General features: G+C 64.5%; 22 protein-coding genes and 1 pseudogene. 8 read left to right on the forward strand and 15 right to left on the reverse strand.

Translation table 11 applies throughout. From position 1 onward, the window contains the following. Nucleotides 1-48: 48 nt before the first annotated feature. Both ompR and CHB99_RS03830 read left to right on the forward strand, forming a co-directional pair. A complete protein-coding gene (gene ompR, locus CHB99_RS03825) occupies nt 49-789 on the forward strand; it encodes an osmolarity response regulator transcription factor OmpR (protein WP_042121420.1) in 741 nt (246 codons plus the stop codon). A 124-nt stretch (nt 790-913) separates the two neighbouring features. Beyond that, the gene (locus tag CHB99_RS03830) at nt 914-2,227 is read left to right on the forward strand and encodes an ATP-binding protein (protein ID WP_042121421.1); all 1,314 of its coding nucleotides are present in this window, start codon (nt 914-916) and stop codon (nt 2,225-2,227) included. Here the strand turns inward: CHB99_RS03830 and rimK are convergent, their stop codons facing one another. Together rimK and rimB are read right to left on the reverse strand one after the other, a co-directional pair. Further along, nucleotides 2,228-3,133 (reverse strand): 30S ribosomal protein S6--L-glutamate ligase, encoded by a 906-nt coding sequence (gene rimK / locus CHB99_RS03835; protein WP_042121423.1) that lies wholly within the window; start codon nt 3,131-3,133, stop codon nt 2,228-2,230. Next, nucleotides 3,130-3,612 carry a retropepsin-like aspartic endopeptidase RimB gene (gene rimB, locus CHB99_RS03840; RefSeq protein WP_042121689.1) on the reverse strand — a complete coding sequence of 161 codons (483 nt, stop codon included), beginning with the start codon at nt 3,610-3,612 and terminating at the stop codon, nt 3,130-3,132. The genes rimK and rimB overlap by 4 nt, the downstream gene beginning before the upstream one ends. Nucleotides 3,613-3,720: 108 nt before the next feature. On the opposite strand from rimB, the gene CHB99_RS03845 reads away from it, so the two are divergent. The 3 genes from CHB99_RS03845 (at nt 3,721) to CHB99_RS03855 (ending at nt 6,927) form a co-directional block, all read left to right on the forward strand. Next, nucleotides 3,721-4,119 (forward strand): RNA-binding S4 domain-containing protein, encoded by a 399-nt coding sequence (locus tag CHB99_RS03845; RefSeq protein WP_042121425.1) that lies wholly within the window; start codon nt 3,721-3,723, stop codon nt 4,117-4,119. A 183-nt stretch (nt 4,120-4,302) separates the two neighbouring features. Then, nucleotides 4,303-5,205: an Hsp33 family molecular chaperone HslO gene (hslO, locus tag CHB99_RS03850; RefSeq protein WP_042121427.1), complete on the forward strand. Its 903-nt coding sequence runs from the start codon at nt 4,303-4,305 to the stop codon at nt 5,203-5,205. Between the two features lie 180 nt (nt 5,206-5,385). Beyond that, entirely contained in the window at nt 5,386-6,927 is a 1,542-nt protein-coding gene (locus CHB99_RS03855; protein WP_042121429.1) for a phosphoenolpyruvate carboxykinase, read from the forward strand. Nucleotides 6,928-6,995: 68 nt separating this feature from the next. On the opposite strand, the gene CHB99_RS03860 is transcribed toward CHB99_RS03855, so the two are convergent. Next, on the reverse strand, nt 6,996-7,442 hold the full coding sequence (locus tag CHB99_RS03860) for a hypothetical protein (protein WP_042121430.1): 447 nt from the start codon (nt 7,440-7,442) through the stop codon (nt 6,996-6,998). A 155-nt stretch (nt 7,443-7,597) separates the two neighbouring features. On the opposite strand from CHB99_RS03860, the gene CHB99_RS03865 reads away from it, so the two are divergent. Then, on the forward strand, nt 7,598-8,026 hold the full coding sequence (locus CHB99_RS03865; RefSeq protein WP_042121432.1) for an acyl-CoA thioesterase: 429 nt from the start codon (nt 7,598-7,600) through the stop codon (nt 8,024-8,026). Between the two features lie 3 nt (nt 8,027-8,029). Here the strand turns inward: CHB99_RS03865 and CHB99_RS03870 are convergent, their stop codons facing one another. The 10 genes from CHB99_RS03870 to CHB99_RS03915 form a co-directional block, all read right to left on the reverse strand. Continuing rightward, nucleotides 8,030-8,686: a response regulator gene (locus CHB99_RS03870; RefSeq protein ID WP_042121434.1), complete on the reverse strand. Its 657-nt coding sequence runs from the start codon at nt 8,684-8,686 to the stop codon at nt 8,030-8,032. A gap of 147 nt (nt 8,687-8,833) precedes the next feature. After that, nucleotides 8,834-9,901, reverse strand: a complete 1,068-nt coding sequence (locus CHB99_RS03875; RefSeq protein WP_042121435.1) for a protein-glutamate methylesterase/protein-glutamine glutaminase — start codon at nt 9,899-9,901, stop codon at nt 8,834-8,836. Continuing rightward, nucleotides 9,898-10,710 carry a CheR family methyltransferase gene (locus CHB99_RS03880; RefSeq protein ID WP_042121438.1) on the reverse strand — a complete coding sequence of 271 codons (813 nt, stop codon included), beginning with the start codon at nt 10,708-10,710 and terminating at the stop codon, nt 9,898-9,900. The genes CHB99_RS03875 and CHB99_RS03880 overlap by 4 nt, the downstream gene beginning before the upstream one ends. Nucleotide 10,711: 1 nt before the next feature. Further along, nucleotides 10,712-11,215, reverse strand: coding sequence for a chemotaxis protein CheW (locus tag CHB99_RS03885; RefSeq protein ID WP_042121690.1), 504 nt, complete (start codon nt 11,213-11,215; stop codon nt 10,712-10,714). Nucleotides 11,216-11,226: 11 nt separating this feature from the next. Next, nucleotides 11,227-12,849, reverse strand: a complete 1,623-nt coding sequence (locus CHB99_RS03890) for a methyl-accepting chemotaxis protein (protein WP_042121440.1) — start codon at nt 12,847-12,849, stop codon at nt 11,227-11,229. Next, entirely contained in the window at nt 12,840-14,876 is a 2,037-nt protein-coding gene (locus CHB99_RS03895) for a chemotaxis protein CheA (RefSeq protein WP_042121442.1), read from the reverse strand. The genes CHB99_RS03890 and CHB99_RS03895 overlap by 10 nt, the downstream gene beginning before the upstream one ends. 3 nt (nt 14,877-14,879) lie before the next feature. Further along, entirely contained in the window at nt 14,880-15,203 is a 324-nt protein-coding gene (locus CHB99_RS03900; protein ID WP_042121444.1) for an STAS domain-containing protein, read from the reverse strand. Further along, nucleotides 15,203-15,568, reverse strand: coding sequence for a response regulator (locus tag CHB99_RS03905; protein ID WP_042121446.1), 366 nt, complete (start codon nt 15,566-15,568; stop codon nt 15,203-15,205). The genes CHB99_RS03900 and CHB99_RS03905 overlap by 1 nt, the downstream gene beginning before the upstream one ends. Before the next feature lie 17 nt (nt 15,569-15,585). Beyond that, nucleotides 15,586-16,671: a methyl-accepting chemotaxis protein gene (locus tag CHB99_RS03910; RefSeq protein ID WP_042121448.1), complete on the reverse strand. Its 1,086-nt coding sequence runs from the start codon at nt 16,669-16,671 to the stop codon at nt 15,586-15,588. A 339-nt stretch (nt 16,672-17,010) separates the two neighbouring features. After that, the gene (locus CHB99_RS03915; protein WP_042121450.1) at nt 17,011-17,484 is read right to left on the reverse strand and encodes a glycine zipper domain-containing protein; all 474 of its coding nucleotides are present in this window, start codon (nt 17,482-17,484) and stop codon (nt 17,011-17,013) included. A gap of 397 nt (nt 17,485-17,881) precedes the next feature. On the opposite strand from CHB99_RS03915, the pseudogene CHB99_RS03920 reads away from it, so the two are divergent. Both CHB99_RS03920 and CHB99_RS03925 read left to right on the forward strand, forming a co-directional pair. After that, nucleotides 17,882-18,349 (forward strand): annotated as a pseudogene (locus tag CHB99_RS03920) (MarR family transcriptional regulator); the annotation flags it as partial. After that, nucleotides 18,350-19,057, forward strand: coding sequence for a hypothetical protein (locus CHB99_RS03925; protein ID WP_042121454.1), 708 nt, complete (start codon nt 18,350-18,352; stop codon nt 19,055-19,057). It begins immediately after the preceding pseudogene. Nucleotides 19,058-19,060: 3 nt separating this feature from the next. On the opposite strand, the gene CHB99_RS03930 is transcribed toward CHB99_RS03925, so the two are convergent. Both CHB99_RS03930 and mgrA read right to left on the reverse strand, forming a co-directional pair. Then, nucleotides 19,061-19,984, reverse strand: a complete 924-nt coding sequence (locus CHB99_RS03930; RefSeq protein ID WP_042121456.1) for a sulfonate ABC transporter substrate-binding protein — start codon at nt 19,982-19,984, stop codon at nt 19,061-19,063. Nucleotides 19,985-19,987: 3 nt separating this feature from the next. Next, nucleotides 19,988-21,025: an L-glyceraldehyde 3-phosphate reductase gene (gene mgrA, locus CHB99_RS03935; protein ID WP_042121458.1), complete on the reverse strand. Its 1,038-nt coding sequence runs from the start codon at nt 21,023-21,025 to the stop codon at nt 19,988-19,990. Nucleotides 21,026-21,034: the final 9 nt, after the last annotated feature.

The raw sequence follows: 21,034 nt of genomic DNA on the forward strand, positions 1-21,034 counted from the left end.
CAAATGGCGGCTAAGCCATAATGCGCGCCGTGATTAAAGGAGCAACCCATGAGCAGCACCGCACAAACAGCCGAAGGCGAGAAAATCCTCATCGTCGATGACGACCCGGGCCTGAGCAGCCTGCTGGAGCGATTCTTCACCAGCAAAGGCTACCGCGCACGGGCTGTACCCAATGTCGAACAGATGGACCGCCTGCTGGCGCGCGAAGTGTTCAATCTGGTCGTCCTCGATCTCATGCTTCCCGGTGAAGACGGCCTTTCCGCCTGTCGCCGCCTGCGCGCGGCGAACAACCAGGTACCGATCATCATGCTCACCGCCAAGGGCGACGAGCTGAGCCGGATCAAGGGCCTGGAACTGGGCGCCGACGACTACCTGGCCAAGCCGTTCAACCCCGACGAACTGGTGGCGCGGGTCAAGGCCGTGCTGCGCCGGCAGACGCCTTCGGTACCGGGCGCGCCGGGCAGCGAGGACGAAACCGTCACCTTCGGCGACTACGAGCTGTCCCTGGCTACCCGTGAGCTCAAGCGTGGCGACGAAGTGCACATGCTCACCACCGGCGAGTTCGCCGTGCTCAAGGCGCTGGTCATGCATGCCCGCGAGCCGCTGACCCGCGACAAGCTGATGAACCTGGCCCGCGGTCGCGAATGGGACGCGCTGGAGCGTTCGATCGACGTGCAGATCTCGCGCCTGCGCCGGATGATCGAGCCCGACCCGTCCAAACCGCGTTACATCCAGACCGTCTGGGGCGTCGGCTACGTGTTCGTGCCGGACGGCAACGCCAGCAAGTGATCCATCGTTGTTTGCAGTGATGCATCGAAAGCAGGGCCACCGCAGGGTTGCCCTGCTTTTGCATCATCAGCCCCGCAAAGCCCGCGAGCCGCGCTCGCACCTGCCAAGTGTGTAGCCGTCGTCCATGAAAACGCCGCTGTGGTTCCCGCAAAGCTTCTTCGCCCGCACCCTGTGGCTGGTGTTGATCGTCGTCCTGTTCTCCAAGGCGCTGACCCTGGTCTACCTGCTGATGAACGAAGACGTGCTGGTCGATCGCCAGTACAGCCACGGCGTGGCCCTGACCCTGCGCGCCTACTGGGCGGCGGACGAATCGGACCGGGAGAAGATCGCCGAGGCCGCCGGGCTGATTCGTGTCACTGGCAGCGGCGTGCCCGAGGGCGAACAGCACTGGCCCTACAGCGAGATCTACCAGCGCCAGATGCAGGCCGAACTGGGCGAGGACACCGAGGTGCGTCTGCGCGTGCATTCGCCACCGGCGCTGTGGGTCCGCGCGCCAAGCCTGGGTGACGACTGGCTGAAGGTACCGCTGTACCCGCACCCGCTGCGCGGCCAGAAGATCTGGAACGTGCTCGGCTGGTTCCTCGCCATCGGTCTGCTGTCCACCGCGTCGGCGTGGATCTTCGTGCGCCAGCTCAACCAGCCCCTCAAGCGCCTGGTGTTCGCCGCCCGGCAGGTGGGTCAGGGGCGCAGCGTACGCCTGCCGGTCAGCGATACGCCAAGCGAGATGACCGAGGTGTACCGCGCCTTCAACCAGATGGCCGAGGATGTCGAGCAGGCCGGACGCGAGCGCGAACTGATGCTCGCCGGGGTGTCCCATGACCTGCGCACGCCGCTGACCCGCCTGCGCCTGTCGCTGTCGCTGCTGGCCAACGACAGCGAGCTGACCGACGACATGGTCCGCGACATCGAAGACATGGACGCCATCCTCGATCAGTTCCTCGCCTTCATCCGCGACGGCCGCGACGAGCCGGTGGAGCAGGTGAGCCTCAGCGACCTGGTGCGCGAAGTGGTCGCGCCGTTCAACCAGCCGGAAGAACAAGTGCGCCTGTGCCTGGAGCCGATCCCACCGTTCCCGCTGCGCCGGGTGTCGATCAAGCGCCTGCTCGCCAACCTGATCGGCAATGCCCTGCATCACGCCGGCAAGGGCGTCGAGGTCGCGGCCTATGTCTCCGGCGACAGCAGCGCGCCCTACGTGGTACTGAGCGTGCTCGACCGCGGCGCCGGGATCGATCCCGCGGAGCTGGAAGCCATCTTCAATCCGTTCATTCGCGGCGACCGCGCGCGCAGCGGCAAGGGCACCGGCCTGGGCCTGGCGATCGTCAAGCGCATCGCCGCCCAGCACGGTGGCAATGTGGAATTGCGCAATCGCTCCGGCGGCGGCATCGAGGCCCGTGTGCGCCTTCCGCTGGGCCTCCTGCTGCCACGCGACGCGGTCTAGTCAGCCCTTCCCTTTCGTGCGGGTCAGGTTCGGCCCGCCGTTCTTCTCCAGGTGCTCGATGATCATCCCGGCAACGTCCTTGCCGGTGGTGGTCTCGATGCCTTCCAGGCCCGGCGACGAGTTCACCTCCATCACCAGCGGACCGTGATTGGAGCGCAGGATATCCACGCCGGCGACGCTCAAACCCATGACCTTGGCCGCGCGAATCGCGGTCATGCGCTCTTCCGGAGTGACCTTGATCAGGCTGGCGGTGCCGCCACGGTGCAGGTTGGAACGAAACTCCCCCGGCTTGGCCTGACGCTTCATCGAGGCGATGACCTTGTCGCCGACCACGAAGCAGCGAATGTCGGCGCCGCCGGCTTCCTTGATGTATTCCTGGACCATGATGTTCTGCTTCAGGCCCATGAACGCCTCGATCACCGATTCGGCGGCCTTGGTGGTCTCGCACAGCACCACACCGATGCCCTGGGTGCCCTCCAGCACCTTGATCACCAGCGGCGCGCCGTTGACCATCTGGATCAGGTCGGGAATGTCGTCCGGCGAGTGGGCGAAGCCGGTCACCGGCAGGCCGATGCCACGCCTCGACAACAGTTGCAGCGAGCGCAGCTTGTCCCGCGAGCGGGCAATGGCCACGGACTCGTTGAGCGGGAACACACCCATCATTTCGAACTGGCGCAACACCGCGCAGCCGTAGAAGGTCACCGACGCACCGATGCGCGGGATCACCGCATCGAAACCTTCCAGCGGCTTGCCGCGATAGTGGATCTGCGGCTTGTGACTGGCGATGTTCATGTAGGCGCGCAGGGTATCGATCACCACCATTTCATGGCCCCGTTGCGTACCGGCCTCGACCAGGCGACGGGTGGAATACAGACGCGGGTTACGCGACAGCACAGCGATCTTCATGCAGCACCTGTGGAAGGGGTAATGGTTGCCGGGAACGCCGGCTTGTCCTGAACGTATTTGAGCCCCGGATTGACCACCAGTTGGCCATGGACCAGGGCCTTGGAACCCAAGAGAAGGCGATAGCGCATGGCCTTGCGACAGGCCAGGGTGAACTCCACCTCCCAGACCCGGTCGCCCAGCGCCAGCGGCGTGCGAATCACATAGCGCACCTGGGCCTGGCCGTTGGAGCTCTTGATGGTTTTCATGGTCACCAACGGTGCCTCGCAGCGACGGTGCCGCAGTTGCACCACCGAGCCCAGATGAGCGTTGAAGCGTACCCAGCGCTCGCCGTTGCGCATGAACGGCTCGACCTCGGTGGCATGCAGACTGGAGGTGCTGGCGCCGGTGTCGATCTTGGCGCGCAGGCCGGCCAGGCCGAGATCGGGCAAAGCCACCCACTCGCGCAAACCGATAACGCTCAAATGATCAAATGTCTTCACGATGCACAACCCGGGGAAAGTCGGTGAACTGTAAGCAGGCAGCGGACTTTTTGCATCCGCCAGTTACGGTAGTACAGTTCCATGACCGCTAATGATCGGAGCACTGCGATGGCTTATCAGGAAGACGACGACAAGGTGCGTCTGGACAAATGGCTCTGGGCCGCGCGTTTCTACAAGACCCGCGCCCTGGCCAAGACCGCCATCGAGAGCGGCAAGGTGCATTGTCGCGGCGAGCGCTGCAAGCCGGGCAAGGAACCACGCGTTGGCGACGAGTTCGTCCTGCGCACCGGTTTCGACGAACGCACCGTGGTGGTCAAGGCGCTGTCCGTGGTGCGCCGCGGCGCGCCGGAGGCGCAGACCCTCTACGAGGAAACCGAAGACAGCATCCGCCGCCGCGAACAGGCGGCGGCGTTGCGCAAGGCCGGCGCGCTGGGCGTGACCACCGATGGTCGGCCGACCAAGAAGCAGCGGCGGCAGATCCATCAGTTGCACGGCAGTTTCGACTGAGCGGTACACCCGACACCCTTGGAAAACACCCAGTGAATCACCATTAAGGGGTACAGCCACTCGTCGACTGTCGTGCCCGGGATCTGGTCAAAGCCCCTGGGCGCCAACACAGTAGAGCGATTCGAGCGCCTTCAGAGCGTTCCGACACCCCTTCAGCGACCTTTCGAGCAGCCAGAACACCCCATGAGCGATTTGCCGGATACCGATTTCACCCAACGTTTCATCTTCGACGAGCGCGATGTCCGCGGCGAACTCGTTTGCCTGGAAAACAGCTACGCCCGCGTGCTCGACAAGCATCCCTACCCCCAGCCAGTGGCGCAGCTGCTTGGCGAACTGATGGCTGCCGCCTCCCTGCTGGTCGGCACCCTCAAGTTCGATGGACTGCTGATCCTCCAGGCGCGTTCCGACGGTCCGGTGCCGCTGCTGATGGTCGAGTGCTCCAGCGAGCGCGAGATCCGCGGTATCGCCCGCTATGACGGCGAAGCCCTCGGCGCCGACGCCGGCCTGCAGGAACTGATGCCCGACGGCGTCCTCGCCCTGACCATCGATCCGCGCCGTGGCCAGCGCTACCAGGGCATCGTCGAACTGAACGGCAAGGACCTGGCGGAAAGCTTCACCAACTACTTCGTCATGTCCGAGCAGTTGGGCACCCGCTTCTGGCTCAACGCCGACGGCAACCGCGCCCGCGGCATGCTGCTGCAGCAACTGCCGGTGGACCGCCAGCCGGATGCCGACGAGCGCGCCGACAGCTGGGCGCACGTTGCCACCCTGGCCGGCACCCTGACCCGTGAAGAGCACCTGGGCCTGGACAACGAAACCGTGTTGCACCGCCTCTACCACGACGACGCCGTGCGCCTGTTCGACATCCAGCCGCTGCAGTTCCGTTGCAGCTGCTCGCGAGAGCGCTCCGGCAGTGCCCTGGTCAGCCTCGGCGTCGACGATGCCAAGGCTTTGGTCGACGAACATGGCGGCCAGATCGAGATCGATTGCCAGTTCTGCAACGAGCGCTATCGCTTCGATGCCGCCGACGTGGAGCAACTGTTCGCTGGCGGCGGCGTGGACGCGCCGTCAGATACTCGTCACTGAAACGTTTCTGCTCAGGGAATTCTCCTGTCGAATGCGGTCAAGACGCAGTTCTGACAGGAGGGCCCTACTTTTTTTGGGCGTTTCTGGCATAATCCGGCCACTTTTTTCGCTGTAGTAGTTTGCAAAGATCTACTACAAATCGTTTGGAGCACTCGGCCACCGGGCCGGATGGGGAATCTCATGACGCAAGCCAACAACGCCGTGTTCACCGATCTGAGCGTCGACGAGCTGGTAAAAGAAGCACTGAACCGCGGTGAAGGCGAACTGGCCGACACTGGCGCGCTGGTCGTGAAAACCGGTCACCGCACCGGTCGTTCGCCGGTTGACCGTTTCATCGTCGAAGAGCCGAGCACCCAGGACGCCATCGCCTGGGGCCCGATCAACCGCAAATTCCCCGCTGACAAGTTCGACGCCCTGTGGGCCCGTGTCGAGGCGTTCAACAACGCCCAGGAACACTTCGTTTCCCACGTCCACGTAGGTGCTGCCGAAGAGCACTACCTGGCCGTCAAGATGACCACCCAGACCGCCTGGCAGAACCTGTTCGGCCGTTGCCTGTTCATCAACCCGGCCCAGTACAACCCGGCTGGCCGCCAAGAGTGGCAAGTGCTGAACGTCGCCAACTTCGAGTGCGTGCCAGAGCGTGACGGCACCAACTCCGACGGCTGCGTCATCCTCAACTTCGCCCAGAAGAAGGTCCTGATCGCCGGCATGCGCTACGCCGGTGAGATGAAGAAAGCCATGTTCTCGGTGCAGAACTTCCTGCTGCCGGCCGCCGACGTGCTGCCGATGCACTGCGCCGCCAACATCGGCGAAGAAGGCGATGTAACCCTGTTCTTCGGTCTGTCCGGCACCGGCAAGACCACCCTGTCGGCCGACGAAAGCCGTTACCTGATCGGTGACGACGAACACGGCTGGGGCGAAGGCGTCGTGTTCAACATCGAAGGCGGCTGCTACGCCAAGTGCATCGACCTGTCCGAGAAGAACGAGCCGGTCATCTGGAAAGCCATCAAGCACGGTGCGGTGCTGGAAAACGTCGTCCTCGACGACGCCAAGCACGCCGACTACGCCGATGGCAGCCTGACCCAGAACAGCCGCGCCGCGTACCCGCTGGAGCACGTCGAGAAGCGTTCCGAGAAGAACCTGGGCGGCGAGCCGAATGCGGTCATCTTCCTGACCTGCGACCTGACCGGCGTTCTGCCTCCGGTATCGATTCTGAACAACGAGCAGGCGGCCTACCACTTCCTGTCCGGCTACACCGCGCTGGTCGGTTCCACCGAAATGGGTTCCGGCGGCGGCATCAAGTCGACCTTCTCCACCTGCTTCGGCGCACCGTTCTTCCCGCGTCCGGCCGGCGAGTACGCCGAACTGCTGATCAAGCGCATCAAGGGCTTCGGCTCCAAGGTCTACCTGGTCAACACCGGCTGGACCGGCGGTGGCTACGGCGTTGGCAAGCGCTTCAGCATCCCGACCACCCGTGCCGTGATCGCCGCGATCCAGAGCGGTGCGCTGATCGGTGCCGAGACCGAGCACCTGGGCATCATCAACCTGGACGTGCCGAAGGCCGTTCCAGGCGTCGATACCGAACTGCTGAACCCGCGCACCACCTGGGCTGACCAGGCTGCCTACGACGAAGCAGCGAAAGGCCTGGCCTCGCTGTTCATCGAAAACTTCAAGAAGTTCGAAGTTTCCGACGCAATCAAGGCTGCTGGTCCTCAGCTGTAAGCTGACAGCGCCATGACAAAAGCCCCGCCTCGCAAGAGCCGGGGCTTTTGTCGTTCATGAGCCCGCCCTCAGGCAGACTCGATGGTGAAATCATCGAAAAGAATGCTGGCCCCAGGCCCTCCGGCGACCGACACCTCGATCTTCTTGATCGCCCCTTCGCTGCTGGCGCAGACCACCGGCGTCAACGAGCCCACCGGAAGCGCCGCAGTGCCCAGCAGTTTGCCGGCGGCATCGTAGAACCGGCAGGGATCACCCACTTCACTGCGGAAATTCACGAAGGTGACCCGCTTCGCATCCGAGCCGTGGAGCGTGACGGTCATGTCGTCGCTCTCGCCAAAGTGAGTGCCCCACTTGAATTTGACCCAGACCCCTTTGGTGAGGCCACTCGGGTTCTGCACTGCTTCGAGCTCCGTCCCGGTACCGGAAGGAACCGTGAGGGTAAAGGCCGGACGAACGATGCGCGTACCATGGACTTGCACCGGCAGGTCTTCGAAATCGTCAACCACAATAGCCATAACAGATCCTCCAGTTGGGTCGGCGGATACCGACGTGGGTATTGGAGGCCCGATGCCGGAAAGGCACAACTGGCATTTCTATCTGGTGGCGAAGTGAGATTATGCTCGGTTCCCATGGGAAACTTCGCCGCTCCGCCCCTTCAAGGATAAGCCTGATGTCCAACCCGCCACTGCGCCCGCATTTCCCCTACCTGCATCCGCTCTCCAGCCGCTGGCAGGACAACGACCTCAACGGCCAGATCGGCAGCGCCACGGTCTACGGCTTCTTCGACACGGCACTCCAGGCCTGCCTGATCGAGCAGGCAGGCCTCGATCCGCAGGACGGCGAGGTCGTCGGTTTCGTGGTCAGTTCCAGCTGCGACTTCTACGCCTCGGCCGCCTTTCCCGACCTGTTGCAGATCGGTGTACGGGTCGAGCGCCTCGCCGGCAGTTCGGTGGAATATGCCCTCGCCCTGTTCCAGGTCGGCCAGGAGCAACCCTGCGCGGTGGGTCGGCTGGTGCAGGTGTTCGTCGAACGCCACTCGGGCCAGCCGGCGGTACTGCCGGAACGCCTGCTGACCGCGTTGGAGGTCCTGCGCGGCTGAGCCTCAGTCGTTGAGGCGGATGATCCCCTCGCGCACGGCGAACAGCACCAGCCCCGGCACATCGTGAATCTGCAGGCGGTGCATGATCTGCGAGCGATGGGCCTCGACGGTCTTCACGCTCAGGCCCAGGCCATCGGCGATGGAACGGGTCGACTCGCCGCGCGCGATCAGCCGGAGGATTTCCAGTTGCCGCGCGGTGAGCTGCATCGCCGCGCTGACCTGCGGTCGCCGGCGATTCTGCTTCACCGCCTGGCCGATCACCAGCGGCAGCACCGCCGACGACAGGTACTGCCCTCCTCCGCGCAACGACTGCAAGGCCAGTTCCAGCTCCTGCACCGTCGCGCTCTTGAGCAGGAAGCCATGCGCGCCCTGCTGCAGGCAGTGCATGACGAACTCCAGCTCCGAACGCGATGACAGCATCAGTACGGTGCAGGCCGGCACCCGCAGGTAGAGCTCGCGCAACAGCTCTTCGCCGGTCAGCGTGCCGAGGCCGATATCCAGCAGGATGATGTCCGGCTTCAGCGTCTCGGCCAGCTCGACGGCGGTCACCGTATCGCCCGCCTCTCCGACCACGACATATTCTTGTTTTTGTTCGAGCAACGCTCGCAGGCCTGCGCGGAACAGGGGCGAGTCGTCGGCAATCAGTAATCGGCAAAGCATAGGTTTGAGCCCGTGTCGCATGAGTTTTGGTGAACAGATCGTCGCTGCGGGGTGTTGCTCCATGACGGTGGGAAAGCCTGCATCTCGCGCACCGCTCAGCGGTGTCGCGAACAGGGCGTCGAAGGGGGTGGTCTGACCTGGAAATGCTCAGCCATTGCGGGCGCTGACGCAGAACTGGTTGATCAGTGCCGGCAGGCGATTCAACGGCTCGATGGTCTGGGCCGCGCCGAGGCGAATGGCTTCCTTGGGCATGCCGAACACCACGCAGCTGGCCTCGTCCTGGGCCACGGTGCTGGCACCCTGTTCGCGCATGGCCAGGAGGCCACGGGCTCCATCGTCGCCCATGCCGGTCATGATGATGCCCAGGGCATTGCTGCCGGCATGGCGAGCGGCGGAACGGAACAGGACATCGACCGAGGGCTTGTGTCGGTTGACGGCGGGGCCGTCGAGCACTTCGACCAGGTAGTGGGCACCGCTGCGCTTGAGCTGCATGTGCAGGCCACCAGGCGCCAGCAAGGCGAGCCCGGTGTGCACGCGATCCAGATGCCTGGCCTCGCGCACTTCGATCTGGCACAGGCCGTTGAGACGACGCGCGAAATCGGCGGTGAACCTCTCCGGCATGTGCTGAACGATGACCAGGCCGGGACAGTCGGGCGGCAATTGCCGCAAGACGAACTCCAGCGCCTGGGTACCGCCGGTCGAACAGCCAAGTGTAACGATTCGGTCGGTGGTTTGGCGCAGCGCCGGGGCGGACGGCAGTTCTTTTTTTTCCGCCGCGGGCAGGACGTGACGTGCCACGGGTCGGGTTTTCGCCGCCGCCTCGATGCAGCGCACCAGATCGCCGGCGATATTCTCCAGGCTCTGCTTCAAGCCCAGCTTCGCCTTGGTGAAAACGCCGACCGCACCGGCGGCCAGGGCTTCGACATCGAGGTCGTTGCCGGCCTCGGTGAGGGTCGAACAGATGATGGTCGGGGTCGGTCGCTCGGCCATGATCTGGCGCAGGAAGGTCAGGCCGTCCATGCGCGGCATTTCGACATCGAGGACCAGCACATCGGGCCAGTCACGGCGCATCTTCTCGATCGCATACAGCGGGTCGGCGGCCATGCCGACCACCTGGATACCTGGGTGGTTGCCGAGGAACTGCCCGAACACCTGACGGACCAGGGCCGAGTCGTCGACGATGAATACACGGATCGGTGTGCAGCGCTGGATCATACGCGCTCGAATACCGAAGGCCGCACCGGGCGCAGCGGCAGGTCGAAACCGTGGATGCTTTCGGCGTGGCCGATGAACAGCAGCCCACCCGGGCGCAGGCGCTCGACCAGGTTGCGCACGATGCGCTGCTTCTGCGCCGTGTCGAAATAGATCAGCAGGTTGCGCAGGAAGATCACGTCGAACTGACCCAGGCTCTCCGGCATTGGCTGGATGACGTTGATCTCGCGCAACTGCACCTTGTTGCGCAACCAGCCCTGCACGCGCATGCGCCCCTGCATGTCGTCGATCCCGCACAGGCAATGGCGGTGCAACCAGCCCTCGGGGAAATAGCGCGCCTGGGCCAGGTCGTAGATGCCCAGTTCGGCGAGTTCCAGCATGCTTTGGCTGAGGTCACTGGCCAGTATCGACCACTCGTTGCCACGGGCGAACTCGGCGGCGGTCATGGCCAGGCTGTAGGGCTCTTCTCCCGACGAACAGGCCGCGCTCCACAGGCGCAGCGGTCCGCCACGCTTGCTCAGCCACTGGCCGAGAAATTCGAAGTGGGCGTACTCGCGAAAGAAGTAGGTTTCGTTGGTGGTCAGCAGGTCGACCACCAGCCGTCGCTCGCGGGCGTACTGCGGGTACGCCAGGCAATTGAGGTAGTCGTCGTAGCTGTCCAGCTGGTGGTGACGCAGGCGCTTGAGCAAGCGCCCGGCCACCAGCGAGCGCTTGTTGTTCGACAGGTGGATGCCAGAGGCATCGCGCATCAGTTGCTGCAGCTGGCGAAAGTTCTGTTCGCCGAGCACCGGCAACGAGGGCATGGCGGACATGTCAGTGGGCCTTGGCCGCCTGGCTGAGGTGACGGATATCGTCCAGCGACAGCACTTGCAGCATGTTGAGAATGATCAGGAATTCCTGCGCCTGCTGGGCCATGCCGGCGATGAAGTCGGAACGGATCGCCGTGCCGAAGGCCGGCGCCGGCATGATCTGCCGCGGTTCGATCTCCAGCACTTCGTCCACCTCGTCCACCACCAGGCCGATGCGCTGCAAGCCATCGCCCAGCGCCAGTTCGATGATGACGATGCAGGTCCGGTTGCCCGGCGCGGTCAGGCTCAGGCCGAAGCGCGCGGCCAGGTCGAGCACCGGCACCACGTTGCCGCGCAGGTTGAGCACGCCATGGATGTAGGCCGGCATCATCGGTACCCGGGTGACCTCGGCGTATTCGATGATCTCGCGCACCAGCGCGATGGGCAGCGCATAGCCCGCATCGCGCACGCGAAAGCTCAGGTGCTGGATGGCGTCGGCTTGCGCCTCGATTCGTTGCGGTTGGCTCATGGCGATCTCGCTCAAGTGAAGCTGACGAACTGGCCTTCATCGATCAGCGCCTTCGGCCCGGGGCGTGCCGGTGCCGGCAGGCTGTCGCCGGTGCGCGACGGACGCGGGACGACCGTGCCTTGTTCGAAGCGGAAGTAACCGATCAGTTCCTGCAACTGGCTGGCCTGGGCGTTCATCTCTTCGGCGGTGGCCGCCAGTTCCTCGGAGGCGGAGGCGTTCTGCTGGGTGATCTGGTTCATCTGGCCCATGGCGATATTGATCTGTCCGGCGGCGCTGCTCTGCTCCTGCGAAGCCGCGGTGATCTCCTGGACCAGATCGGAGGTGCGCTGGATGTTCGGCACGATTTCGCCAAGCAGTTGCCCGGCCTGCTCGGCCAGTTGCACGCTGCTGGACGCCACCTGGCCGATCTCCTGGGCCGCCACCTGGCTGCGCTCGGCGAGCTTGCGCACCTCGGCGGCGACCACCGCGAAGCCCTTGCCGTGATCACCGGCGCGGGCGGCCTCGATCGCCGCGTTGAGCGCCAGCAGGTTGGTCTGGTAGGCGATGTCGTCGATGATGCCGATCTTGTCGGCGATCTGTTTCATCGCCAGCACCGTATCGCCCACCGCGCCGCCGCCCTGCACGGCGTCGTTGGCCGCCTTGCCGGCGATGCCATCGGTGATCTTGGCGCTCTCGGTGTTCTGCGCGATCGAGGCGGACATCTCTTCCACCGAGGCGCTGGTCTGTTCGACGCTGGCCGCCTGCTCGTTGGCCGCCTGGCTCAGCGACTGCGAGGTCGAGCTGACCTGTTCGGAAGCCGACGACAGCGCGTCGGCGGAGCTGCGCACATCGCCGAGGATGCTGCGCAGGCGCTCGGTCATGTTCTGCATGGCGCCGAGCAGGCGACCGGTCTCGTCCTTGCGATCGACCACCAGGTCCTGACTCAGGTCGCCCGCGGCCATGCGGTCGGCGGCCTGCACCGCGCCCGCCAGCGGCCGGGTGATGCTGCGGGTGACCAGCACCCCGACCAGCATGCCCAGCAGGGTCGCGACCACCACCAGGATGATCATCTGGAAGCGCGAACTCTCGGCGATGCCGGTGATTTCCTCATTGGCCTGGCTGGCCCGCGCCTGCTTGGAGTCGCTGACCTCGCCCAACAGCCGGTCGACCTCGTTGGCCGTGGCGACATTGCGAGGCATCAGGGCCATGGCTTCGGTCGCCGGCTGCAACAGTCCGGACTGCTGATGGGTGTTCAGCACCTGATTGGCAACCGTGATGTACTCCTGCAATGGCGCATCGATCGCCTCGACCTGGGCCCTGCCTTCGCGTGTCACGAAATACTGGCGTGCCTCTGTCAGCAGCTCGCGGGTTTTCTCCATCGCGCCACGGGCGGCACGAGCGGCTTCATCACGCTCGGTCAGCGTGGTGGACAACAGGCTCTGGCGCACCGCACGGTTGGCCGTGAGCAGCTGGATATTGGCTTCCTGCAGGGTGCTCAGACCGACCACGTCCATGTCGTACATGCGGTCGGAGAGGTCGTTGACCTGGTTCAGGTTGCGGATGCCGAGGAAGCCGATGATGGCGGTCAGCGCGACCACCAGCAGAAAGCCCAGGGTCAGGCGCACGCCTATCTTCATGTTGCTGATCATTTGCATGGTGACTCTCCGGAAAGGCTGGGCAGGCTCAAGGGGGCGACGAGGCGTGGCTCACTCTCGGCGCGGTGCTGCAATTGACGGAACAGGCTGGGGATATCGAGGATCAGCGCCACCTGGCCGGAACCGAGGATGGTCGACCCGCTGATACCCGAGAGGTGCTGGAACATCTGCCCCAGCGGTTTGATCACGGTCTGCAGCTCGCCCAGCAACTGCTCGACGATCAGCCCGGCCTGTTGCCGTCCCTGGCTGACCACGACGATGTTGCGCCGGGCGCAGGGATCGCCGCGCAGGCCGAAATGCCGGCCCAGATCGACGCTGGGCAGCGGCTTGCCGCGCAGGTTCAGGTGGCCGCCGGCATCGAGCGCGTCCGCGCGCTCCTCCATGCACTCGGTGACCATGTCCAGCGGAATCACGAAGTGATCGCCGCCGATGCTGACCAGGAAACCGTCGATGATCGCCAGGGTCAGCGGCAGGCGGATACGGAAGGTGCAGCCCTGGCCCGGCTGCGATTCGATCTCGATGATCCCGCGCAGCTCGTCGATGGCGCTGCGCACCACGTCCATGCCGACACCGCGACCGGACAGGTTGGACACCGCCTCGGCAGTGGAGAAGCCGGGCTCGAAGATCAGCAGATGAATGTCCTGGTCGCTGAGCGGCGCGTCGGGGTCGAGCATGCCGCGGGCAATGGCCTTCTCGCGGATGCGCGCGGTGTCGAGGCCACGTCCGTCGTCGCTGACTTCGAGAACGATCATCCCCGAGTCGTGGAAGGCATTCAGGCGCAGGCTGCCCTGCTCCGGCTTGCCGGCGGCGCGACGCTCGTCCGCCGGCTCGATGCCGTGGTCGATGGCGTTGCGCACCAGGTGCACCAGCGGATCGGCGATGCGATCGATGAGGGTCTTGTCCAGTTCGGTGTCGCTGCCGGACAGGCTCAACTGGATCTGCTTGTTCAGCGCCTGGCTGACATCCCGCACCACGCGGTGAAAACGGTTGAAGGTCTCGCCGATCTCCACCATGCGCAGCTTCAACGCGCGTTCGCGGATCTGCTCGACGTGCTGCTGCACCGCCTGGACGCTCTCGATGCACGCCGTGGAGCCGCTGCGCAGCGACTGCATGTGGGCGCCGGCGGTGCTGATGACCAGCTCGCCGACCAGGTTGATCAACTCATCGAGCTTGTGCGCGGCGACTTTGACCATGCTGCTGCCGGGAGCGTTGCGCGGTTCGCTGCTGGCGGCGGTGGCGGGTGCTTGCGCAACAGGCGCCAACGTTTGCGTTTCGAGGATTTCGCTGACTGGCGGCGGTGTGTCGTCGTCCTCCCGCATCTGAAGGCGCAGGGTGCAGAAGTCTTCGGCCAGGGCAAAGACATCCAGCAGTTCCTCGCGGCTGGCGGTGCTGCGCAGGGTCAGCTCGTAGCCCAGGTAGCAGGCCTCGGCGTCGAGGCCATGAAGGTCCGGCACGGCCCAGGCGAGGGTCTGCAACGACTCGATACGGCCCAGACGGTCGAGATAGCGCAGGAAGCTGCTGGGCTCGAAGCCGTTGCGCAGCAGTTCGTTGTCGAAGCGAATCGACAGGAACCACTCGTTGATCTCGCCTGCTGCCTCGGTCACCTGTGCGACCGCTTCGCCGCTGTCCGCGACGGTGCCACCGAGGGCCAGGAGCAGTTCACTCTGACGCGGCGTATGCGGGGCCAGGGAGCCGTGCCGCGGGTCGATGCTCTCGACCATGCCGTTGAGCTCGTCCATGCATTGCAGCATCAGCGACACCAGCGCCGGGGTCAGCTGGCGCTGGCCATCGCGCACGCCCATGAGCTGGTTTTCCAGTTGATGGGCCAGGGCGACCAAGGGTTCCAGAGAGAAGATCCCCGCCGAGCCCTTGAGGGTGTGCACCGCGCGGAACAGCGCGTTGATCGCCTCGCCGTCGTCGCTGGTCTGCTCAAGGCGCAGCAGGTTGTCTTCGGCTTCCTTGAGCAGGTCGCGCGCTTCTTCGAGAAAGCCTTGCAGCAGTTGCGCCCACTGATCGCTATCGAACATCGCTCATTCCTCGCCGACGCCCGCGGCGCCGACCGGGTAAAGGGAATCGAGGCGCAGCAGCCGTACCAGCGCACGGCCTTGCGCGGGCAACTCGATGACATGCGCGCCCTGCACCAGGGTCTTCTGCAGCGACAGCAGCAGTTGCAGGCCGGCGCTGTCGAGTTCGTCCACAGCGCCGAGGTCCAGGGCCCAGGGCCCCGGGTCCAGCGCCAGCAGCGCGAGCAGTGCCTGGCGGGTGTCGCTGGCTTCGTAGATGGTCAGGTCGCCGCGCACGTCCAGTCGCGCGGGGTGCAGGTCGCTGGCCGGATGCAGCGTGACGGTGGCCATCAGCCGATCAGCTTTTCGACCGCCGCCAGCAACTGCTGCGGCTGGAACGGTTTGACGATCCAGGCCTTGGCCCCGGCGGCCTGGCCTTCGGCCTTCTTCGCCTGTTCGCTTTCGGTGGTGAGCATCATGATCGGCGTGAAGCGGTACTCGGGCCTGGCCTTGACCGCCTTGACCAGGCCAATGCCATCGAGGTTGGGCATGTTCACGTCACTGATGATCAGGTTGATTTTCTGTCCGGTGAGCTTGCTCAGCGCATCGCGGCCGTCGCAGGCCTCGATGACCTGGTGGCCGGTGCCGTTGAGGCTGATTTTCACCAGTTGGCGCATGGAAGCGGAGTCGTCGACGATCAGGATGGTCTTGGCCATGTCAGGGCCCTCGGCAGTTAGAAAAAGGTGACGTCGCTGGCGGTCGCGGCCTGGCTGTGGCCGGCGCGCTCTTCGCTGGTGGTGAAGCGCTCGCGCAGGCGCGCGAGCCAGGCCTGGGCGTCGTGCAGGCGCTGGTCGCGGTGCTCGATGGCGTCGAGCAATTGCCGCAGGTCGGTCTGCAGGTGGTCGAGCATCTGGTCGGCACGGTCCTGGAACTGCAGGGCGACCATCACCGCGTGGATATCGCCCTGGGTCGAGCGGGCGTTGTCCTGCAGGCCGCGCGAGGCCGCGTCGAGTTCGTCGAGGTTGCTGCCCAGGCCGCTGATCACCTCGCCGAGCACCTGTTCCAGGCGGGCCAGGTTCTGCTGTTCCTCGGCTCCGAGCTGGTTGGCGGCTTCGATACTGGACTGGATCGCCAGGTTGATCTCGCCGACCTTGCTGTCCATCGACTGGCCGGTTTCCGCCGACAGCCGCGAGAGCTTGCGCACTTCATCGGCGACCACGGCGAAGCCGCGACCGAACTCGCCGGCGCGGGCCGCCTCGATGGCGGCGTTGAGGGCCAGCAGGTTGGTCTGGCTGGCGATTTCCTGGACGTGCCGGGCCATCTGCTGCAGCTCGCCGGTGTAGCCGCCGAGGTGGTCGATGGTGGCGAGGAATTCCTGCTGACGACGGCTGCCGGCGGCGAAGGCTTCGGTCACCCCTTGCAGGCGCTGGTTGGCCTGGCGCAGGTTCTCGCCGAGGCCACCGCTGGTGAGGACGTCGTCGCTCTGGTCGAGGCTGGCCTGGAGGCGCTGGCTGATATCGGTGAAGCGGCCGAGCAGGCCACCGATGTTGTCGGACAGTAAACGGCGGCTCTGCTGCAGGCTGTCGGTCCAGGACGGCAGCACGGCCGGCAGCAGTCGTTCGAGGGCATGGAGCTGAGGTTCGCTGGGGAGGCTTTCCTCGGTGTGCGGGGCAATCGTCGAGACGGCCTTGCGCGGTGCGAGAAACACCGCACAGGCGGCGATCAGCAGCAGCCCGGCAACATTCAGCCAAGGCAGTGCGGCGAACATCGCGGCGGCGCACAGAACGATCCCTATCCCGATACCTACGTGCATTCGCATCCCTTACGCCCACCGTCCTTCTGTGAAGGCTTCGCATGGTAGCGGTAGTGATTTGACGTCAAAATCGGGACGCCCCTTAAGCCGACCGGGCAGTCATAAAAGTGACTTGGCAAAACGATGCGGGACTGCGCTGACCACTTCGACAGGATTGCCGACTGAAACGCTTTATGCACTGCGCACCGGGGGATTCCGGCCAGGATTAGGAGAAGGCGGGAGACGTAGGTGTATGGCTTAAGCCAATGGTGTGATGGCGTTTAGCTTGATAAGCAATTGGTTACAGGGAGTGTGGGGGCTTTCCCGCATTCCGCCCCTCGGCGGAACGGAATGCGGGGCGGTCACTCAGTCGCGCCAGTGACGCTTGTGCTTGCGATGCCCATAGTGGTGACCACGGTCGTGGACATAGCGGCGGTCGTAGCCACGGCCGCGATCGCGGTAGCGGCGATCGTCGTCGTCGGCCTTGTTGCCCATGTAGTTGCCCAGCGCACCGCCCGCGCCACCACCGGCGGCGGCGCCGATCAGGCTGCCGGTAGTACCGCCCATGCTGCGCCCGACCACGTTGCCGCCGGCTGCACCGAGGGCGCCGCCGATGGCCGCTTCGCCGCGGCTGCGTTTGTCGGCGCCGACAGCACTGCCGGCTGCGCCACCGAGGCCGGCACCGATCGCCGAACCGGTGCTGCCACCGATCGACTGGCCGACCACCGAGCCCAATACCCCACCCAATGCGCCGCCAATACCGGCTTCGGTGGTGCCGCCCGCGCTGGCAACGCCACTGAGCAGGCTGAGGGACAACAGAAGAATCGAGGAGTACTTCATACGAGAGCCTCAAAGGGATGACGGGGCCGATCCTGCGTCCCGCGCGTGAGGCTGACAACGGAAATCCGACGAGTAACACGAGTGCGACACATATTTCTAACTTATTGATTTTACTGTGAAACTTATCGTGTTTTTGGTGGTCTCAGGTTACTTGGGAACAGGGCTCTGACGTGATGTCAGGGCCCTTTTTCGTTGTCGCCTGGTCGCCTGCCTGAAGGACGCGCACCTGGGCTCCTTGACGAGCAAATTCAGTTGTGCGAATTCTGTCCACATTTTATGGACCGTGGACAGAACAGAGCCAATTGTCATGAAAAGCCAAGACATCGTGCTGCTCTTCAAGATGCTCAGCCTCCAGGAGGCAGGTGTCTCGACGCAAACGACTCCCGTGCCCGGCGCCGAGCACTACACCCTGCGAGCCCTGTCTGCGTCACTGGGACTGAGCAAGAGCGAAATTTCCAACTCATTGGCACGCTGCCGTGATGCCGGTCTGCTCATGGACGATTTCGAAAGCAACCGCCCCGAGGTGAACCGCCGAGCGCTGTTCCACATCGCCGAACACGCGCTGAAATACTTCTTTCCGGTAAAAGCCGGCGCCATCGTTCGGGGTATTCCCACGGCATTTTCAGCCCCAGCTTTGTCGAAAAGCCTGAAAAGCGCCGGCGAGCTGCTTCATGTCTGGCCCGACCCCGCCGGAACCACGCGCGGACAAGCGATTGAGCCCTTGTACAAGACCGTCCCCTTCGCCGTGCAGCAGGATTCGACGCTCTACCATTACCTCGCGCTGGTTGATGCAATCCGCGTGGGTGGACCGCGGGAAACCAGTGTTGCAGTCACTCTTCTCAAATCAGCAATGGGGCTGGGGTAGATGGGCGGGAATGCTTTACACAACCATGAGTTGATCGAATTGGTCGCAGACGGGCTGGGAGAGACGTTGCGCAGGGAGCTTGCCTTCGTCGGAGGCTGCACCACCGCGATGCTGGTAACGGACGATGCGGTCATGGATGACATCCGCTTCACCGATGACGTCGATCTGGTGGTCGAACTGGCAGGTATCGCTGACTGGCATCGCCTTGTCGAGCGCCTGGCACAGCGGGGCTTCAAGATTACCGGAGAAGACGAGGTGAACTGCCGATTCCGGTACCACGGAACCATCGTCGATGTAATGCCTTCCGACCCGGCGATATTGGGTTACGCAAATCGCTGGTTCATCGAAGGGCTGGCGCATGCGGTAACCACCACCCTTGCACGCGGCCAGCAGATTCGCATCTTTCAACCGGCCCATTTCCTCGCAAGCAAGCTGGAAGCCTTCACTGGCCGAGGCAATGGCGATCCCTATCACAAGGACGTGGAGGATATCGTGGTCCTTATCGACGGGCGGCCAGAGCTTTATCAGGAGATCAAACAGGCCGATAGCAGCCTGAGGCAATTCATCGCCGCCGGTATCGCCGAACTGTCCCGGCTGGAGGGCATCACCTATGCGATTCAGAGTTCGGGCTCGGTCCGGACCAATCCCGGCCGTGGAAAACTGGTTCACACGCGCATGAACCAGTTGTGCCACTGTCATCTGGATTGAGCGTCAAGGCACCGCCCTGCGCACCTCCAACCGCTTCGGCAACAAGCGGTTCTCGTAGAACAGGTCCGCCGTCGCCTGCTGCGCCGCGATCACCGCGTCCGTGATCGGCAATATCGGTGATGCCGGACGGTTATCCACATAGCCGGCCACGACGGCTTCCGGCAGCCCCATCGACGCGCTCAATACCTTCAGGCTTTGCGCCCGATCACTGCGGGTCAGGTCCTCGGCGGCGGTCAGTTCGTTCAGCAGGCTGTGGATAAACTCGCCGTTCTGCGCCGCATAAGCCCTGCGCGCGGTATAGACCGGCCCGGACAGTCCCAGCCCTTCGCCATCGACCAGTTTGCGGCTGTGACCTTCACTCAGGGCCAGCGACACGTAGGGATCCCAGACCGCCCAGGCCTCCACGCTGCCATGCTCGAAGGCCGCCCGCGCATCCGCCGGACTGAGGTAGACCGGCTGGATATCCTTGAAATCCAACCCCGCCTTGTTCAACGCACGCAGCACCAGATTGTGCGAACTCGAACCCTTCTGCAGCGCGACCTTGCGCCCCTTCAGGTCAGTCACCTGGCGCAGCGCGCTGTCTTCTTTCACCAGGATCACCTCGGCCGACGGCTTGGCCGGTTCGGCGCCGACATACACCAGGTCCGCCCCCGCCGCCTGGGCGAACAGCGGCGGGATATCGCCGGTGGAACCGACGTCGAGGCTGCCGATGTTCAACGCCTCCAGCATCTGCGGCCCCGCCGGGAATTCGATCCATTGCACCCTGGTCTGGCCGAAGCGCTTCTCCAGCAAGCCATGCTCCTTGGCCAGGACCAGGGCAATGGAGCCCTTCTGATAGCCGATGCGCAATTCCTGCGGGTCGGCCACCGCCACCGTCGCCAGGCCCAGCAGGGCCAGGCCGGCGCTCAACACTGCGACTGCGTTCATGGGTCACTCCGCCAGCGAGGGCTTTGCCCAGAGGTTGATGCCGCCCTCGACCGCATGCCGGTCGATCGCCGCCAGTTCCTCGGCCGTGAAGACAAGGTTGTCCAGCGCGGCGACGTTCTCGACGATCTGCGCCGGCCGGCTGGCACCGATCAGCGCCGAGGTCACCCGCGCATCACGCAGCGTCCAGGCCAGGGCCAGTTGCGCCAGGCTCTGTCCGCGCGCACGGGCGATCTCATCGAGTGCGCGGACATGGGCCAGGTTGGCCTCGGACAGATGCGCCGGCAGCAGCGATCCGCCACCCGGCTTGTTGACCCGCGCATCCGCGGGCACGCCATTCAGGTACTTGTCGGTCAACAGCCCCTGGGCCAGCGGGGTGAATGCGATCACCCCGGCACCCGTTTCATCGGTGACCGCCAGCAGATCCTTTTCCACCCAGCGATTGAGCAGGTTGTACGCCGGCTGATGGATCAGCAGGGGTACCTTCCACGCCTGCAGCAGACGGGCGATTTCCCGGGTCTTGCTCCCGGAATAGGAGGAGATGCCGACATACAGCGCCTTGCCCTGCTGCACCGCCGTGGCCAGCGCGCCGGCGGTCTCTTCCAGCGGCGTGTCCGGGTCGAAGCGGTGCGAATAGAAGATATCCACATAGTCCAACCCCAGCCGCGCCAGACTCTGGTCGAGGCTGGCGAGGATGTACTTGCGCGATCCCCCGCCCTGTCCGTAAGGCCCCGGCCACATGTCCCAACCCGCTTTGCTGGAGATGATCAGCTCATCGCGATAGCCCTTGAAGTCTTCGCGCAGCAGGCGACCGAAATTGCTCTCGGCGCTGCCGTAGGGCGGACCATAGTTGTTGGCCAGGTCGAAGTGGTTGATGCCCAGGTCGAAGGCGGTGCGCAGCAGCGCGCGCTGATCGCCCAGCGGCGTGCTGTCGCCGAAGTTGTGCCACAGGCCCAGGGACAGGGCCGGCAGCACCAGCCCGCTGCGGCCGACACGACGGTAGGGCATGGAGGTGTAGCGATTTTCCGCGGCGACATAGGCCATGGCGTGTTC

It is taken from the genome of Pseudomonas japonica, from assembly GCF_900188455.1.
Classification (GTDB): domain Bacteria; phylum Pseudomonadota; class Gammaproteobacteria; order Pseudomonadales; family Pseudomonadaceae; genus Aquipseudomonas; species Aquipseudomonas japonica.

Bases quoted from the DNA above. Each gene is read 5' to 3' on its own strand.
- CHB99_RS03845 (WP_042121425.1), top strand. From the start codon at position 3,721: ATGGCTTATCAGGAAGACGACGACAAGGTGCGTCTGGACAAATGGCTC.
- CHB99_RS03930 (WP_042121456.1), bottom strand. From the start codon at position 19,984: ATGAACGCAGTCGCAGTGTTGAGCGCCGGCCTGGCCCTGCTGGGCCTG.
- ompR (WP_042121420.1), top strand. From the start codon at position 49: ATGAGCAGCACCGCACAAACAGCCGAAGGCGAGAAAATCCTCATCGTC.
- CHB99_RS03890 (WP_042121440.1), bottom strand. From the start codon at position 12,849: ATGCAAATGATCAGCAACATGAAGATAGGCGTGCGCCTGACCCTGGGC.
- CHB99_RS03885 (WP_042121690.1), bottom strand. From the start codon at position 11,215: ATGAGCCAACCGCAACGAATCGAGGCGCAAGCCGACGCCATCCAGCAC.
- CHB99_RS03855 (WP_042121429.1), top strand. From the start codon at position 5,386: ATGACGCAAGCCAACAACGCCGTGTTCACCGATCTGAGCGTCGACGAG.
- CHB99_RS03910 (WP_042121448.1), bottom strand. From the start codon at position 16,671: ATGCGAATGCACGTAGGTATCGGGATAGGGATCGTTCTGTGCGCCGCC.
- CHB99_RS03860 (WP_042121430.1), bottom strand. From the start codon at position 7,442: ATGGCTATTGTGGTTGACGATTTCGAAGACCTGCCGGTGCAAGTCCAT.
- CHB99_RS03905 (WP_042121446.1), bottom strand. From the start codon at position 15,568: ATGGCCAAGACCATCCTGATCGTCGACGACTCCGCTTCCATGCGCCAA.
- CHB99_RS03830 (WP_042121421.1), top strand. From the start codon at position 914: ATGAAAACGCCGCTGTGGTTCCCGCAAAGCTTCTTCGCCCGCACCCTG.
- hslO (WP_042121427.1), top strand. From the start codon at position 4,303: ATGAGCGATTTGCCGGATACCGATTTCACCCAACGTTTCATCTTCGAC.
- CHB99_RS03895 (WP_042121442.1), bottom strand. From the start codon at position 14,876: ATGTTCGATAGCGATCAGTGGGCGCAACTGCTGCAAGGCTTTCTCGAA.
- CHB99_RS03880 (WP_042121438.1), bottom strand. From the start codon at position 10,710: ATGTCCGCCATGCCCTCGTTGCCGGTGCTCGGCGAACAGAACTTTCGC.
- CHB99_RS03865 (WP_042121432.1), top strand. From the start codon at position 7,598: ATGTCCAACCCGCCACTGCGCCCGCATTTCCCCTACCTGCATCCGCTC.
- mgrA (WP_042121458.1), bottom strand. From the start codon at position 21,025: ATGGCCTATGTCGCCGCGGAAAATCGCTACACCTCCATGCCCTACCGT.
- CHB99_RS03900 (WP_042121444.1), bottom strand. From the start codon at position 15,203: ATGGCCACCGTCACGCTGCATCCGGCCAGCGACCTGCACCCCGCGCGA.
- CHB99_RS03870 (WP_042121434.1), bottom strand. From the start codon at position 8,686: ATGCTTTGCCGATTACTGATTGCCGACGACTCGCCCCTGTTCCGCGCA.
- CHB99_RS03915 (WP_042121450.1), bottom strand. From the start codon at position 17,484: ATGAAGTACTCCTCGATTCTTCTGTTGTCCCTCAGCCTGCTCAGTGGC.
- rimK (WP_042121423.1), bottom strand. From the start codon at position 3,133: ATGAAGATCGCTGTGCTGTCGCGTAACCCGCGTCTGTATTCCACCCGT.
- CHB99_RS03925 (WP_042121454.1), top strand. From the start codon at position 18,350: ATGGGCGGGAATGCTTTACACAACCATGAGTTGATCGAATTGGTCGCA.
- CHB99_RS03875 (WP_042121435.1), bottom strand. From the start codon at position 9,901: ATGATCCAGCGCTGCACACCGATCCGTGTATTCATCGTCGACGACTCG.